This is a genomic window from Micromonospora sp. NBC_00821 (genome assembly GCF_036347035.1).
Classification (GTDB): Bacteria; Actinomycetota; Actinomycetes; order Mycobacteriales; family Micromonosporaceae; genus Micromonospora; species Micromonospora hortensis.
Genome location: NZ_CP108880.1, coordinates 573,145 through 587,846, shown reverse-complemented (window position 1 = coordinate 587,846; position 14,702 = coordinate 573,145). Strand labels below are relative to the sequence as shown.

Below are 14,702 nucleotides of genomic sequence, written 5' to 3'. Positions count from 1 at the left end.
GTCGGCATCGGCGCCGTGACCAGCGCCGATGCCGTCCTACTTATACGGCTGGGGCGGCCTTCGTCATCGCGTTGATGACCCGATCCATCGCGTCCCCGCCGCGCGGGTCGGTCAGGTTGGCCAACAGCTTGAGCACGAAACGCATCAGCGTCGGGTGCGGCATGCCGTGTTTGGTGGCGATCCGCATGATCTCGGGGCGGCCGATCAGTTTCACGAAGATCCCGCCCAGCCGGTAGTAGCCGCCGAGCCGGGCCTTCAGCTCGTTCGGGTACGCCAGCAGTGCACGCTCGCGTTCCGGGCCGGCAGGACGGGCGAGGGCCTGGACCATGGCCTCGGCGGCCAGTTCGCCGGACTCCATCGCGTACGCGATGCCCTCGCCGTTGAACGGGTTGACCATGCCGCCCGAGTCGCCGACCAGCAGCACGCCCCGGGTGTAGTGGGGCACCCGGTTGAAGCCCATCGGCAGCGCGGCGCCGAGGATCGGGCCGTCGGCGTTGGTCTCGTCGGTCATCCCCCAGTCTTCCGGGGTGTTGGCGAGCCAGTCGGTGAGCAGCCGGCGGTAGTTGGTCTTGCCGAACGCCGAGGACGAGTTGAGCACGCCGAGCCCGACGTTGACCCGCCCGTCACCGAGGCCGAAGATCCAGCCGTACCCGGGTAGCAGGTTGTCGCCGCTGTCCTTGCTGCGCAGCTCCAGCCAGGACTCCAGGTAGTTGTCCTCGTGCTTGGCCGGCGAGCGGTAGTAGCGGCGGACGGCCACGCCGATCGGCCGGTCCTCCCGCTTGGCCAGCCCGAGCGCGAGCGGGAACCGGCCGGAGACGCCGTCCGCCGCGACGACCAGCGGGGCGTGGAAGGTGGTGGGCTCCTTGCCCGGCCCGACCTCCGCCTCGACGCCGGTGACGCGGCCATCGCCGTCGAGCACCGGGCCCAGCACGTTGACGCTGGTCCGCAGTTTCGCGCCGGCGGCCACCGCCCGCTGGGCGAGCAGGTCGTCGAAGTCCAGGCGCGTGCGCACCAGACCGTAGTTGGGGAAGCTGGCCAGCTCCGGCCAGTCCAGTTCGAGGCGCACCCCGCCGCCGATGACCCGCAGGCCGCGATTGTGCAGCCAGCCCGCCTCGGGCGAGGTGTCCACACCCATCCGGATGAGCTGACGGACGGCGCGCGGGGTCAACCCGTCGCCGCAGACCTTCTCCCGGGGGAACTCGGTCTTCTCCAACAACAGCACCCGTACGCCGTGCCGGGCCAGGTGGTACGCAGTAGCTGATCCACCGGGACCGGCGCCCACGACAATGACGTCGGCGTCATGTTCCACCGCGGTCATTCGCGCCTCCTCCCGCACGCTCGTGAAATGCTTCACAAGCCAGACGGGACGAGTGTATGACCGGCGTCATACCAGCGCAGGATCAGGGGTACCTAACTCGCCGATGTGACAGCCCATGACCGTCCACAGCGGTCAGGTGTCAGGCCGGGCTGGAGGCGTCCAGGCCCGCATCGACCCGAATTGTCTCCGGCAGATGCTCGCGGAGCGCCCCACCCGCCGCCCGGTCCAGTGCCGCCAACACCTCGGCGACCACCTGCCGGACCTCCACCGGATCGGCCCCGGCCAACTCACGCAACTGGGAGATGAGTTCGGCCGCGTCGTCGTCGGTGGCGGCCACCGGGTCCGCCGGGTCTGCTCCGGTCATGCGATCGAGCGTACCGGGCAAAGTGGACTAAAGACCGATATTTACGGAACCTGAATAATGTCCATACCGGTCGGTGCGGTCCGTCCGCTACTCGCGGATCCCCCGGTGCAGGGCCACCACGCCACCGGTCAGGTTGCGCCACGCCACGCGCCCCCACCCGGCAGCGGCCACCCGGCCGGCCAGCGCGGACTGCGCCGGCCAGGCCCGGACCGACTCGGCGAGATAGACGTACGCCTCAGGGTTGCTCGACACCGTGCGGGCCACCGCCGGCAGCGACCGCATCAGGTACGACAGGTACACCGTCCGGAAGACCGGGTTGACCGGGGTGCTGAACTCGCAGACCACCAGCCGGCCGCCCGGCCGGGTCACCCGGGCCAGCTCACGCAGCGCCGCGTCGGTGTCGTTGACGTTGCGCAGCGCGAAGGAGATGGTCACCGCGTCGAAGCTGGCGTCGGCGAACGGCAGCCGCAGCGCGTCTCCGGCCAGCAGCGGCACCTCGGGCCGGGCCCGCTTGCCGGTGTGCAGCATGCCGAGTGACAGGTCGACCCCGACCGCGTACGCCCCGGACTGGGCCAGCTCGCGCGTCGAGACGCCGGTGCCCGCCCCCACGTCCAGCACCCGCTCGCCCGGCCGCAGCCCGAGCGCGGCCCTGGTGGCCCGACGCCAGGAGCGATCCTGACCCAGCGAGATCACCGTGTTGGTCAGGTCGTAACGCTCTGCCACGCCGTCGAACATCGCGGCGACCTCGTGCGGCTGCTTGTCCAGACTGGCGCGCTGGCCCTGCGGGGTACGGCTCACCCCCTCACTCTGCCAGCCGCCCGCCAACCGACGTGCGCTGGGTGGGCGGCACGCATCCCGTACGCGAAAGGGCGGGATGGTCGCCCACCCCGCCCTCGCGTCCTGCCCGCGTCCGTGACACCTCGGTCAGAACGCCTGTCGCCATCGCATCCGTCGCCATCGCATCCGTCGCGGTCGCATCCGTCGCGGTCGCGCCTCGCCTGAGCGCCGCCGGTCAGGGCACCGGTGTCAGTCGGTCGACTTCTCGTCGGTCGGCGAGACCAGGACCACCTTGCGGCGACGGGTGAGCACCAGCAGCGCCCCACCCACCAGCAGGATGATCACGCCGATGCCACCGATCAGGCCGACCTGCACACCGGTCACCGGCAGGCCGCCGCCGCCCGAGCCACCACCGGCGGAGCCACCACCGGCACCCGGCGAGACGGTAGTGCCCGGCGTCGTCGTACCGCTGGGGATCGGCGTCGGCGTGGCCGTCGCGGTCGGGTTCACCGTCGGGTTCACCGTCGCGGTCGGCGTGACCGTCGGCGTCTCCGTCGGAGTCGAGGTCGGGGTCGGCGTGACCGTGGGCGTCTTCGTCGGAGTGACAGTCGGCGTCGGCGTCTCCGTCGGGGTCGGGGTGACCGTCGGCGTCGGGGTCGGCGTCTCCGTCGGAGTGACCGTCGGCGTCGGCGTCTCCGTGGGAGTGACCGTCGGCGTCGGCGTCTCCGTCGGAGTGACCGTCGGCGTCGGCGTCTCCGTCGGAGTGACCGTCGGCGTCGGCGTCTCCGTCGGAGTGACCGTCGGCGTCGGGGTCGGGGTGACCGTCGGGGTCACCGTCGGCGTCGGCGTCGGCGTCGGCGTCGGCGTCGGCGTCGGCGTCGGCGTCGGCGTCGGCGTCGGCGTCGGCGTCGGCGTCGGGGTCGGCGTCTCCGTCGGAGTGACAGTCGGGGTGGGTGTGGGCGTCGGGTCGACGGCCTGGTCGACGAAGACGTCGAAGACCGCCTGGTTGTCGCCCTCGTCGATCTCGGTGAAGGCCTTCCGCTGGGCGGTGTTGGCCCGCCGCGGTTGCTCCTCGGGCTTGCCGGCTGCCGCGTCCAGGCCGTGCGCCACCAGCTCACCGACCCGCAGCACCGGCTCGGTGACGTTCTTGCCGACGGTCACCCTGATGTCCGCGGTGTAGTAGTCGCCGGGCCGGATCACCGCGCCGTCGTCCTGGCAGAGCGCCTGAACGACGCCGAAGGTCTGCGTGGTGCACGTGTCCGGCAGGGTGTCGAAGGTGACGCCCGCCGGGAGGGTCAGCACGTAGGCGAGGCCGGTGGCCTTGCGGCTGCCGTCGTTGTAGACCGCCCAGTCGACCGGCACCGTCTCGCCCGGCCGCACCGGCCGAAGGTCGGGGTCGTCGCCGTTGACGCCGTTCACCACGACGTTCGCGTTGACGTCCTGCACCCAACTGGTCAGGTCGTACCCGGGCTCGGTGACGGTGATGTCGTGCTGGACCTTGTTGTCGTCCTCGTTGGGGTCCTCGGTGGCCGAGCGGATGGTGACCACCAGAGTGCCGGCGGCGCCCCTACCACCGGTGGAGAAGATCGGGATACCGAAGTCCTCGCTGGTGCCGGCGGCCAGGTCGCCGAGGCGGCAGGTGAACTTCTTGCCGTTCACCCGGCAGCCGTCGGGCACCACGACCCGGACCTTGTTCGTCTTCAGCTTGCTGGTGTCCACCGTATAACTGACGCCCTTGGCGTCTTCCTTGCTCCGGGTGTTGTCGACGGAGAACTTGAACGGCTTGCTCTTGGCTTCCGTCACACCCTTGGCCAGGTTGTAGCTGAGCGGCACCAGGGCCAGATCGGCCTCCTCGGCCGCCAGCACCGGAGCGGCCACTGCGGCGATGCCGCCGGCCGCGAGCAGCGCCACGACACTGGCGCGCACCAGCGTCGAGCGGTGGAACGCTGTCATCAGTCCCCCGGGGGTAGGGAAGAAAGAATGGTTGCGGAACGAGCGGACGTTATCGGAGGCCGATCTTCCACGCCAGCAGGCGGAGCCGTTTTCAACCGTCCGGTCCGAGCTGCGCAGACAGTACGGGCGGGATGGTCACCCATCCCGCCCGTACTGCCGTGCGTTATATGAACGACCCGCAGCGGGCCGATGGAGGACAGCCCCGTCCGTCGACGGTGGTGACGGATATGAGCCGGGACGCTAGCCGCCGACGATCATCTCCACCAGCCCCGCACCGGAGAGGCTGACGCTGCGGCGGCGGGGACCACCCGTACCGCCGGGGTGATCCGGCGGGAGCATGAGCGTCGATCAGCCGAACGGCCGGGTGCCGACAGTCAGCTGACGTCCACCAGGGGCAGGGACTTCCCCGCCCCGCCGCCGGGCAGCGCGATCGAGGAGAAGTGCGAGACCACCCGCTCGTCGGTCGGGTCGTCGGCCGGCGTGTGGTGCACGGCGAGCCGGTGGTAGAGGGTGTCGCGCTGCGCCGGGATCCGGTCCGCGGAGCGGATCATGCCGATCAGCTCGTGCAGGTTGGAGCGGTGCCGGGCACCGGCGGAGGAGATGACGTTCTCCTCCAGCATGATCGAGCCGAGGTCGTCCACGCCCATGTGCAGCGAGAGCTGCCCGACGTCCTTGCCGGTGGTCAACCAGGACGCCTGCAGGTGTGGCACGGTCTCGAAGAAGAGCCGGGCCACCGCGACCAGGCGCAGGTATTCCAGCGTGGTCGCCTGGGTGCGGCCCTTGAGGTGGTTGTTCTCCGGCTGGTACGTCCACGGGATGAACGACCGGAAACCGCGGGTGCGGTCCTGCACGTCGCGGATCATGCGCAGGTGCTCGATCCGCTCGGCGTGCGTCTCGCCGGTGCCCATCATCATGGTGGCGGTCGACTCGATGCCCTGCCGGTGGGCCAGCTCCATGACCTCCAGCCAGCGCTCGCCCGACTCCTTGAGGGGGGCGATGGCCTTGCGGGGCCGCTCGGGCAGCATCTCCGCGCCGGCACCGGCGATCGAGTCCAGGCCGGCGGTCTTGATCCGGGCGATGGCCTCGTCCAGGCTCACCCCGGAGACCTTGGCCATGTGCAGGATCTCGCTGGGGCCGATCGAGTGGATAACCAGCTGCGGGTACGCCTGCTTGACCGAGGAGAACAGCTCCTCGTAGTACTCCACGCCGTAGTCCGGGTGGTGCCCGCCCTGGAGCATCACCTGGGTGGCGCCCAGTTCGACCGCCTCGCCGCAGCGGCGAAGGATCTCCTCGGTCGGGTGGGTCCACCCTTCCTTGTGCTTGGGCGCCCGGTAGAACGCGCAGAACTTGCACGCCGTCACGCAGACGTTCGTGTAGTTGATGTTGCGGTCGATCAGGTACGTGACGACGTTGTCCGGGTAGCGTCGCCGACGCACCGCGTCCGCCGCCTCGCCCAACGCGTGGAAGGGCGCCTCGGTGTAGAGCAGCAGCGCCTCCTCGGGCGTGATCCGCCCACCGTCCGCGCCGCGCTGCAGGATGTCGTCGATCTCCCGGCTCACCGTCACACCCCGAGCCTACGCCGGTCACCCGCCTTGGCCCTGAGGGGTGCTTAAGGCTGTGACTCGCTCCGCACAGGGCTGGATCGCGCTGGAGGCAGCACCGAAACGGGGCCACCCCCACACCACTCCGCGATCTTGCATTTACTGTCGCGACACACGGGGCATTCCGTGCATATCGGCGACCGAAACTGCAAGATCGCGGAAAGGCAGTGGCGTTCGGCGTCGTCATGCGTCGTAGTCGACGGTGAGCTTGTCGGTGGTCGGGCTGGACTGGCAGGTCAGCACGTAGCCAGCGGCCAGTTCGTCGGGCTCCAGCGCGTAGTTGCGGGCCATCGTGACCGCGCCGTCGACGACCTTCGCCTTGCAGGTCGAGCAGACGCCACCCTTGCAGGCGTACGGCAGCTCACCCCGCACCTTCAGCGCGGCGTCCAACACCCGTTCCTCGCGACCCATGGTGAAGCTCGACGACCGGCCGTCCAGCACGATGGTCACCTCGGCCCCGGCGCCCACCTGATCGACGGGTCGGCGCACCGGCTCCGGTGGCGTGTCGACGTGGAACAGCTCGGTACGCACCGCCGACTCGGGCAGCCCGCGTGCGGTCAGCACATCCCGGACGTCGACCACCATGCCGTACGGGCCGCACAGGAACCACTCCTCGATCAGGTCGCCCGGCACGATGGTGCCCAGCAACCGGCCCAGCCGCTCGGCGTCGATCCGACCGGAGAGAAGCGGCGACTCGCCCTGTTCCCGGGAGAGGACGTGCACCAGGTGCAGCCGGGTGGGGTAACGGTCCTTCAGGTCGGCCAACTCCTCGGCGAACATCACGGTGTTCGCCGTGCGGTTGCCGTACACCACTGTGAAAGTGCTGGCCGGCTCGACGGCCAGGGCGGTCGCGACCAGCCCGAGCACCGGGGTGATGCCGGAGCCGGCGACAACCGCGCCGTAGTGCCGCGCGCGGTCCGGCGCGAACGCCGTGGTGAAGGTGCCCAGCGGCGGCAGCACCTCGACGGTGTCGCCACCGCGCAGCGCCCCGCAGGCGAAGGCCGAGAAGGCACCGCCGGGGATCTCCCGTACCCCGATCCGCAACCGGCCGTGCCGGGCCAGGTCGTCGGGGGTGGAGCAGATCGAGTACGACCGGCGCACGTCAGTGCCGTCCTCCGCGGCTCGCCGCACTGTGAGGTGCTGGCCGGCGCGGAACGCGAAGGTTTCCCGCAGTTCCTCGGGTACGGCGAAGGTCACCGCCACGGAGTCCTCGGTGAGCCGGTCGACGGCGGCGACGGACAACGGGTGGAAGACCGGCCGGCGGCGAACCGGGCGGGTGATGGTGACAGTCACAGCGCCTTCAGGTGGTCGAAGGGTTCGGAGCAGGAACGGCACCGCCACAACGCCTTGCACGCTGTGGAACCGAACCGGCTGACCTGCTCGGTCTCCGGTGAACCGCACTGCGGGCAGCGGACCGCGAGCGTCAGCGAGACGACGCCGGCGGTGCGCACCGGGGCCGGCGGGGCGATCCCGGCGGCGGCGAGCTTGGCCCGCCCACGCTCGGAGATCCAGTCGGTGCTCCATGGTGGGCTGTAGACGGTCTGGACCTGCGCGTCCGGGTGGCCGGCGACGGCGAGCGCGCGGCGGATGTCGGCCCGGATCACGTCCATCGCCGGGCAGCCGGTGTAGGTCGGGGTGATGGTGACGGTGACCCGACCACTGGCCGGGTCCTCCTCGACCGCCCGCAGGATGCCCAGCTCGTCGATGGTGACGACCCGGATCTCCGGGTCCACGACGCTCGCGGCGGCCTCCCGTGCGCTCGCCGTGGCGGCGCGGTTCGCGATTGCGGGGCTCGCGCTCATCGCGCTCACCACGTCGCTCCTGGGTGGGCGCGGTGCAGCACCTGCATCTCGGCGAGCAGGTAGGCCAGGTGCTCGGTGTGCACACCGGCCCGCCCACCGGCGGGGGCCCAGGCGCTGTCCGGCTGGGTGAGCGTCGCCTCGGCCAGCACCGGGCCGACGACCTCGTCGAACGCCGGCCGCACTGTGGCCGGGTCGACCGGCGCCGCCGGGTCCGCGGCGAACAACTCGTGGGTGTACGGCCACACCTGGTCGACGGCCGCCTGCATCCGACGATGCGACTCCTCGGTGCCGTCACCGAGCCGCTTCACCCACAGCGCGCCGTGGTCCAGGTGGTACGCCGACTCCTTGCGCGCCTTCGCGCCGATCGCGGCCAACCGCTCGTCCGCGCAGCCGGCCAGCGCCGTGTACAACGGCAGTTGGTACGCCGCCAGGAAGAACAGCTTCGCCATCGTCACCGCGAAGTCGTCGTTGGGCAGCTCGACCAGTAGCGCGTTGCGGAACTCGCGGTCGTCGCGCAGGTACGCCAGCGCGTCCTCGTCGCGGCCGGCGCCCTCCAGCTCGCCCGCGTACGACAGCAGCAGGCGCGCCGCGCCGAGCTGGTCGAGGGCGATGTTGGCCAGCGCGATGTCCTCTTCCATCTCCGGCGCGCGGGTGGTCCACTCGGCCAGCCGCTGGGCCGCGATCAGCGCGTCGTCAGCGAGCGCGAGGGTGAAGTCGAAGGGCCCGTTCACGCCGTCACCTCGCTGCGCTGGTTGGTTCGCTCGCTCCGCTCGCTCACAGGTGGGCCACCCCGTCCGGCACCTCGTAGAAGGTGGGATGGCGGTAGACCTTGTCGGCGGCCGGGTCGAAGAAGGAGTCCTTCTCGTCCGGGCTGGACGCGGTGATCGCGCCGGCCGGCACCACCCAGATCGACACGCCCTCCTGGCGGCGGGTGTAGAGGTCGCGGGCGTTGCGCAGGGCAAGCTCGGCGTCGGGGGCGTGCAGGCTGCCGACGTGCGTGTGCGACAGCCCGCGCCGGGCCCGCACGAAGACCTCCCACAAAGGCGAATGACTCGTCATGCCAGGTTGTTCGGCTTGCTCGCGACGCTCGCTCACGCGGCCACCGTCTCCTTCTGTCCCGCCCGCTTCGCGGCGTATGCCGCGGCGGCCTCGCGTACCCAGGTGCCGTCGGCGTGCGCGGCCCGGCGGTGGGCCATCCGCTCCCGGTTGCACGGCCCGTCGCCCGAGATCACCCGCATCAGCTCGTCGTAGTCCGGCTGGGTGTAGTCGTACGCCTGCCGCTCGTCGTTCCAGCGCAGGCCCGCGTCGGGGATGCGCAGCCCGAGGATCTCGGCCTGCTGGACGCACATGTCGACGAAGCGTTGGCGCAGATCGTCGTTCGAGAAGCGCTTGATCTTCCAGGCCATCGACTGGGCGGAGTGCGTGGAGTCGCCGTCCGGCGGGCCGAACATGGCCAGCGACGGGTACCACCAACGGTCCACCGCGTCCTGGGCCATCGCCTGCTGCCCGGGGGTGCCGTGCGCCAGGGTGTGCAGGATCTCGTAGCCCTGCCGCTGGTGGAACGACTCCTCCTTGCAGACCCGGATCATCGCGCGGGCGTACGGGCCGTACGAGCAGCGGCAGAGCGGGACCTGGTTGACGATCGCCGCGCCGTCCACCAACCACCCGACGGCACCCACGTCGGCCCAGCTCAGAGTCGGGTAGTTGAAGATCGAGCTGTACTTCTGGCGGCCGTCGAGCAGCAGTTGGACCAGCTCGTCGCGGCTGATGCCGAGGGTTTCGGCGGCGGCGTAGAGGTAGAGGCCGTGACCCGCCTCGTCCTGCACCTTGGCCAGCAGGATCGCCTTGCGCTTGAGCGACGGCGCCCGACTGATCCAGTTGCCCTCCGGCTGCATGCCGATGATCTCGGAGTGGGCGTGCTGGGCGATCTGCCGGATCAGCGTCCGCCGGTACGCGTCGGGCATCCAGTCGCGGGGCTCGATCTTCTGCTCGGCGCCGACGACCTCGGCGAAGTACGCCGCCAGGTCCTCGTCCGGCGCGGGCCCGCCGCGCCGTCCGCGCGCCGCCGCTGCCCGCAGTTCGGCCTCGGCGGCCTCGACCTCGCCCAGCAGGCCGCCGGGCGCCTCGTCGGTGGCGCCGTCAGGAGCGGAGAAGTCGTTGCCATACATGAGGCTAAGTGTTACAGCTTGCGCCACGTTGCACCAGGGGGTGTAACAGGAATCCGCGCATCCCATCTGTGAGCGGATGAGCGCTTTGCGCTACTTGGACACCGCCGTCTCGCCGTGACCTAGGCCACGAAACAAAGGTGAATCCCTGCAAAAACCTCATACCGGCCCCAGATCCCGCCTTTATCGCAGGTTGCCTAGTGTCGAACCCTGGCGGTCTGCCGGTCCGGCCGTAGACTTCTGCCGGACAACCGATCGGCTGCCGACATCGACATCTCCACAGAGGCCACCTCCCCCGGCCTCGGCGATCGCACCCGATTCGTCCCGACGACAAGCCGGTCCCCCCGGCCCTGACACCTGGAGTTCACCCACTCATGCGATCTCGCGTGACCCTGGTGCTCGCCATCACGGCGGTCGTGCTCGGCGGCGTCCTACTGGTCCCCACCGCGTACGCCCGGCTCGCCAGCGACGACAGCGGCGGAGGTGGCGGAGGTACGTCGAGCGTCGCCGCGCCCGCGCCCACCCCACCACCGCCGCCCACCCTGGCCGCCGGCCCGGTGTCGGTGAGTTTCAAGGGTCAGTTCTTCTCGTGGGCTCTGCTGGACCGGAAGACGGGCAAGATCTCCGGGTCGCCGAACATGACGGCGACCAGCTCCACCGAGTCGATGATCAAGGCGTGGATCGTCTCCGACTACCTGCGGCAGCTCGGCGACAAGGAGCCGCCCGCAGCGATGAAGGAGCTGGCTCGACTCGCCATCGTCGACAGCAACGACGGAGCGGCCAACAAGGTCCACGCCGCCGCGGGCGGCTCCTACAAGCCCTCGTCGAGCAGCGTCCCCGACGCGGTGATCCAACGAGCGATCAAGATCTGCGGGCTGACCGACACCAAGCGTGGCAACGTCAAGCCGTACACCGGCTACTGGAGCTTCACGCGGATGTCCCCCCGTGATGCGGCCCGGGTCGGCGACTGCATCGCCGACGGTAAGGCCGCCGGCCAGAAATGGACCAAGTGGGTGTTGGACCAGATGAGCAAGGTCAAGGGCACCACGGCGGCCAAGGACCAGCGGGCCTCGTCCGGTGGTGGCCGCTGGGGGATCATCGACGGTCTACCCAAGTCGATCACCGCTCAGGGGCCGGTCAGCATCAAGAACGGCTGGACCCCCATCTACGGCGACGGCAACTGGCACGTCAACTGCCTCGCCGTCACCGGCAAGTGGAGTCTCGCGGTGATGCTGCGCTACCCGATCAGGACCGGTCTGGACTACGGCGCGAAGGTCTGCGCCAGCGTGGCCACCCAACTGGTCACCCCGCAGCCGGGCGCCGCGCTCAAGGTGCCGCAGCAGCCGGTCGGAAAGCTCTGATGGCAGGCAACCGTCGGGTCGACCGGCGCAACGGCGGCGAGGCCTCCCCGATCCGGCTGATCGCCATCGCGGTCATCCTGATCGGGCTGGTGCTGGTGTCGCTGCGGCTGCTGCCCGGGTCGCCGTTCGAGTCGTCCGCCGCGGCCAAGTGGGGCGATTCCGGTTCCGGCACGAGCGACCGACCCACCGGCGCCGGCACCGATCGCAGCGCCCGCAAGCCGTCCTCGCCGTCGCCGAGCCCCAGTCCGTCGCTGGAGCCGCTGCCCTTCGTGGCCAAGGACCTCAATCTGGACATCGAGGGCTGGTACTCCTGGAGCGTCCTCGACCGCCGGACCGGAAAGATCATCGGTTCGAAGAACATGGGCGAGACCAGCACGACCGCCTCGCTGATCAAGGCCTGGATCGTCGCCGACTACCTGCGGCGCGCGGCCGACGCCGGCCAGACCCCGAGCGACGCCAAGCTCGCCGACGCGACACGGATCATCCGGGACAGCGACAACACCCGTGCCGAACAGTTCTACAACCAGGTCGACCGGGACGCCTCGATCAAGCGGCTCATCTCCATGTGCAAACTGACCGACAGCAGCGTCGCCCCCGACAAGGGTTGGAGCCGGACGGCGCTCTCCCCCCGGGACACCGCCCGGATGGGCAACTGCATCGCCACCGGCACCGCCGCGGGGCCGAAGTGGACCAAGTGGCTGCTCAACGAGATGAAACTGGTTCGCGGTGCCGGCGACTTCGGTATCCGCAAGGCCTTCCCGGCCTCCGAGCAGAAGAAGATCGCCATCAAGAACGGGTGGATCGATCGGACCAGGGAGCAGGAGATGCACATCAACTGCCTGGCCATCGGTGACACCTGGACGATGGGTGTGATGGTCAAGTACCCGATCAACATGGGCTACGACTACGGCATGAAGAACTGCGAGAAGATCACCGAGGCACTACTTCGCCCCGGCACCTGAGCCCCTCGGGCTGACGCCTAGGCATGCGCCAGCCCGGCCGGCGCTTTGCCGGCCCGGCCGGCAGCGGTCAGCCGGCGAAGAACTCCGGGCCGCCGTCCGGCAGCGCCGGGGCCTCGCCGATGGCGGCGGCCCGTCGGGCCCACTCGCGCAGCCCGGCGACCTGCCGCTCGCCGAGGGAGAAGTCGAGGGTCCGGAAGTACGTGGCAAGCGTCTCCGCGTCGAAGGTCTCCCAGCGGGCAGCCGCCTCGGCGACCTGGTCCAACTCCGCCAGGCAGAGATCGCGCGAGCGCAGGAAGGCCTCGTGCACCTCCTTCACCAGGCCCGGGTGGGCGGCGGCGAAGTCGCGGCGGACCGCCCAGACGGCGAAGACCATCGGCAGCCCGGTCCACTCCCGCCACGCCTGCCCGAGGTCGGTGACGGTGAGGCCCTTCCGCGGCGCCTCGTAGTACGCCCGCAGCGCCACGTCCCCGATCAGCACGGCGGCGTCGGCCTCCAGCAGCATCTGGGTCAGGTCCGGCGGGCAGCGGAAGTACTCGGGCCGCACGTTGTACTGCTCGGCGAGCAGCAGCTGAGCCAGCATGACCCCGGTCCGCGAGGTCGAGCCGAGCGCCACCCGGGCGCCGTCCAGCTCGGCGAGCGGCCGGGTGGAGACCATGTTGACCGAGAGCACCGGCCCGTCGCTGCCCACCGCCAGGTCCGGCAGGAGCAGCAGCTCGTCGGCGTGCTTCAGATACTCCAACAGGGTGATCGGGCCGATGTCGAGGTCGCCGGCGACCAGCGCCGCGCTCAACCGGTCCGGCGAGTCCTTGTGCAGGTCCACGTCGAGCAGGGCACCGGAGCGCATCAGACCCCAGTAGATCGGCAGGCAGTTCAGGAACTGGATGTGCCCGACCCGCGGGCGTGCGATGCGCTCAGCCATGGCCCGACCGTATCCCCGGCCGCTGGCTCCGGCTCGGCGGGCCGGCCCGGAGTGGCCAACCCCGCACTTGACCGGGCTGCTCGCCGGCTGGCCTAACTGCCTGCGTGCGCGGCTGCCTGCCGGTCGTCTACCGGTAGGTCGGTCAGCGACGACCGTCGTACCGCCCGGGTCACGACCGGCACGAAGGCCAGCACCACCAGCAGCCCCACCACACCGACGCCGGCGATCAGCGGCCGAGGCGGAACGACCGCGAGCAACGCCCCGCCGATCAGGAAGCCCACCATCGAACCACCCTGCACCGCCGCGCCGTAGCTGGCGTACGCCCGAGCGCGCATCGCCTCCGGCACCCGCCGAGCGGTGAGCAGGTTGGCGAAGACGTTTTCGCCGCCGTTGGCCGCGCCCCCCACCAGCCAGAGCGGCACCAGCACAACCGCCGCCGGCACCGTCGCCGCGAGCAACACCATCAGGCTGCACACGGCCAGAGTCGCCAGCACCCCCCGTACCAACGCACCGTCGTCGTCGAGCCGCCTGGCGAGTCGTACGGCAAGCCAGCTCCCCGGCAGCATGCCGGCCATCCATGCGGCACTGACCAGGCCGTATGTGGTCGCCGAATCCCCCAGCGTCTCCCGGATGAAGAAGACCTCGATCACGTTGATACCGCCGATCGCCGCGATCACGACGGCGGTGGTCACCACCATGACGAGCATCAGCGGGTCACGACGCAGCCGCCAGCCGACCTCCGTACCCCCGGGGGGTGCCCCGCCGCCCGAGACGGCCTGGTTGCCCGAGACGGCCTCGCTGCTCACGGCTGCCGGGCCGGCAACGGCGGCCTCGCTGCCCACGGCTGCCGGGCCGGCAACGGCGGCCTCGCTGCCCACGGCGGGCCGGCGGCCGCCGCGGCGGGTCCGCAGCAGCAGGCCCGCGACCACGAGCGCCAGGTAGGTCGCGGCATCGAGAAGCAGCGGTACGCGGGTGCCGAACTGCCCCACCAGCAGGCCGGCCAGTACCGGGCCGCCGAGCGCACCGAGCGAGACGGCGTTCTGACTGATCGCGCTGGCTCGGGGCAGGTCAGCCGGGCGGACCATCGCCGGCAGCAGCGCCGCCAGGCAGGGTTGCGTCACCGCGAGCCCGCAGGCCAACAGGGCGACGAGCCCGACCACCAGGACCGGCTGTTCGACGACGGCGAGGAGCGCGCAGATCGCGGCCTGCCCGAACCCGATTGTCACCAGCAAGGTACGGCTGTCTATCCGGTCGGCGAGTCGGCCCGCGAGGGGGGCGAACACCACCAGAGGCAGCGTGGCGGCCAGCAGCAGCCCCGATACGGCCAGCCCACCTGCGCCAGCGCCCTGTAGGGCCAGCGCCAGCGCGGTCGCGGCGAGGAAGTCACCGCAGATGGTGGTGCCCCGGGCGGCAGCGGCGAGCCAGACATCCGACCAGCGCGATTCGTCAGGTGTGAAGGACATACTTCGAAAATAATGCT

General features: G+C 70.6%; 13 protein-coding genes and 1 pseudogene. 2 read left to right on the top strand and 12 right to left on the bottom strand.

From position 1 onward, the window contains the following. Nucleotides 1-40 precede the first annotated feature (40 nt). From OHB44_RS02800 to paaA, 10 genes and pseudogenes are all read right to left on the bottom strand, one after another. On the bottom strand, nucleotides 41-1,318 hold the full coding sequence (locus OHB44_RS02800; RefSeq protein ID WP_238684806.1) for a geranylgeranyl reductase family protein: 1,278 nt from the start codon (nucleotides 1,316-1,318) through the stop codon (nucleotides 41-43). A gap of 139 nt (nucleotides 1,319-1,457) precedes the next feature. Beyond that, nucleotides 1,458-1,682 (bottom strand): hypothetical protein, encoded by a 225-nt coding sequence (locus OHB44_RS02795; RefSeq protein ID WP_091395588.1) that lies wholly within the window; start codon nucleotides 1,680-1,682, stop codon nucleotides 1,458-1,460. An 87-nt stretch (nucleotides 1,683-1,769) separates the two neighbouring features. Continuing rightward, nucleotides 1,770-2,480, bottom strand: coding sequence for a demethylmenaquinone methyltransferase (locus tag OHB44_RS02790; protein ID WP_196920656.1), 711 nt, complete (start codon nucleotides 2,478-2,480; stop codon nucleotides 1,770-1,772). A gap of 876 nt (nucleotides 2,481-3,356) precedes the next feature. Beyond that, a pseudogene (locus tag OHB44_RS33415) lies at nucleotides 3,357-4,412 on the bottom strand (cell wall anchor protein); the annotation flags it as partial. 374 nt (nucleotides 4,413-4,786) lie between these two features. After that, nucleotides 4,787-5,977 (bottom strand): cyclic dehypoxanthinyl futalosine synthase, encoded by a 1,191-nt coding sequence (gene mqnC / locus OHB44_RS02780; RefSeq protein WP_238684808.1) that lies wholly within the window; start codon nucleotides 5,975-5,977, stop codon nucleotides 4,787-4,789. Nucleotides 5,978-6,196: 219 nt separating this feature from the next. Then, nucleotides 6,197-7,306, bottom strand: a complete 1,110-nt coding sequence (paaE, locus tag OHB44_RS02775) for a 1,2-phenylacetyl-CoA epoxidase subunit PaaE (RefSeq protein WP_266303949.1) — start codon at nucleotides 7,304-7,306, stop codon at nucleotides 6,197-6,199. Beyond that, nucleotides 7,303-7,815: a 1,2-phenylacetyl-CoA epoxidase subunit PaaD gene (gene paaD, locus OHB44_RS02770; RefSeq protein WP_330439544.1), complete on the bottom strand. Its 513-nt coding sequence runs from the start codon at nucleotides 7,813-7,815 to the stop codon at nucleotides 7,303-7,305. The genes paaE and paaD overlap by 4 nt, the downstream gene beginning before the upstream one ends. 5 nt (nucleotides 7,816-7,820) lie before the next feature. Next, nucleotides 7,821-8,546, bottom strand: a complete 726-nt coding sequence (paaC, locus tag OHB44_RS02765; RefSeq protein ID WP_238684811.1) for a 1,2-phenylacetyl-CoA epoxidase subunit PaaC — start codon at nucleotides 8,544-8,546, stop codon at nucleotides 7,821-7,823. Nucleotides 8,547-8,589: 43 nt separating this feature from the next. Next, nucleotides 8,590-8,874, bottom strand: a complete 285-nt coding sequence (gene paaB, locus OHB44_RS02760) for a 1,2-phenylacetyl-CoA epoxidase subunit PaaB (RefSeq protein ID WP_238679931.1) — start codon at nucleotides 8,872-8,874, stop codon at nucleotides 8,590-8,592. Between the two features lie 32 nt (nucleotides 8,875-8,906). Continuing rightward, on the bottom strand, nucleotides 8,907-9,983 hold the full coding sequence (paaA, locus tag OHB44_RS02755) for a 1,2-phenylacetyl-CoA epoxidase subunit PaaA (RefSeq protein WP_330439543.1): 1,077 nt from the start codon (nucleotides 9,981-9,983) through the stop codon (nucleotides 8,907-8,909). Between the two features lie 371 nt (nucleotides 9,984-10,354). On the opposite strand from paaA, the gene OHB44_RS02750 reads away from it, so the two are divergent. Together OHB44_RS02750 and OHB44_RS02745 are read left to right on the top strand one after the other, a co-directional pair. Continuing rightward, a complete protein-coding gene (locus tag OHB44_RS02750) occupies nucleotides 10,355-11,341 on the top strand; it encodes a hypothetical protein (protein ID WP_330439542.1) in 987 nt (328 codons plus the stop codon). Next, nucleotides 11,341-12,303 carry a hypothetical protein gene (locus OHB44_RS02745; RefSeq protein ID WP_330439541.1) on the top strand — a complete coding sequence of 321 codons (963 nt, stop codon included), beginning with the start codon at nucleotides 11,341-11,343 and terminating at the stop codon, nucleotides 12,301-12,303. The genes OHB44_RS02750 and OHB44_RS02745 overlap by 1 nt, the downstream gene beginning before the upstream one ends. Nucleotides 12,304-12,370: 67 nt before the next feature. Here the strand turns inward: OHB44_RS02745 and OHB44_RS02740 are convergent, their stop codons facing one another. Beyond that, nucleotides 12,371-13,222 (bottom strand): menaquinone biosynthetic enzyme MqnA/MqnD family protein, encoded by an 852-nt coding sequence (locus OHB44_RS02740; RefSeq protein ID WP_238684815.1) that lies wholly within the window; start codon nucleotides 13,220-13,222, stop codon nucleotides 12,371-12,373. A gap of 92 nt (nucleotides 13,223-13,314) precedes the next feature. Then, entirely contained in the window at nucleotides 13,315-14,685 is a 1,371-nt protein-coding gene (locus tag OHB44_RS02735) for an MFS transporter (protein WP_330439540.1), read from the bottom strand. Between the last annotated feature and the right edge of the window lie 17 nt (nucleotides 14,686-14,702).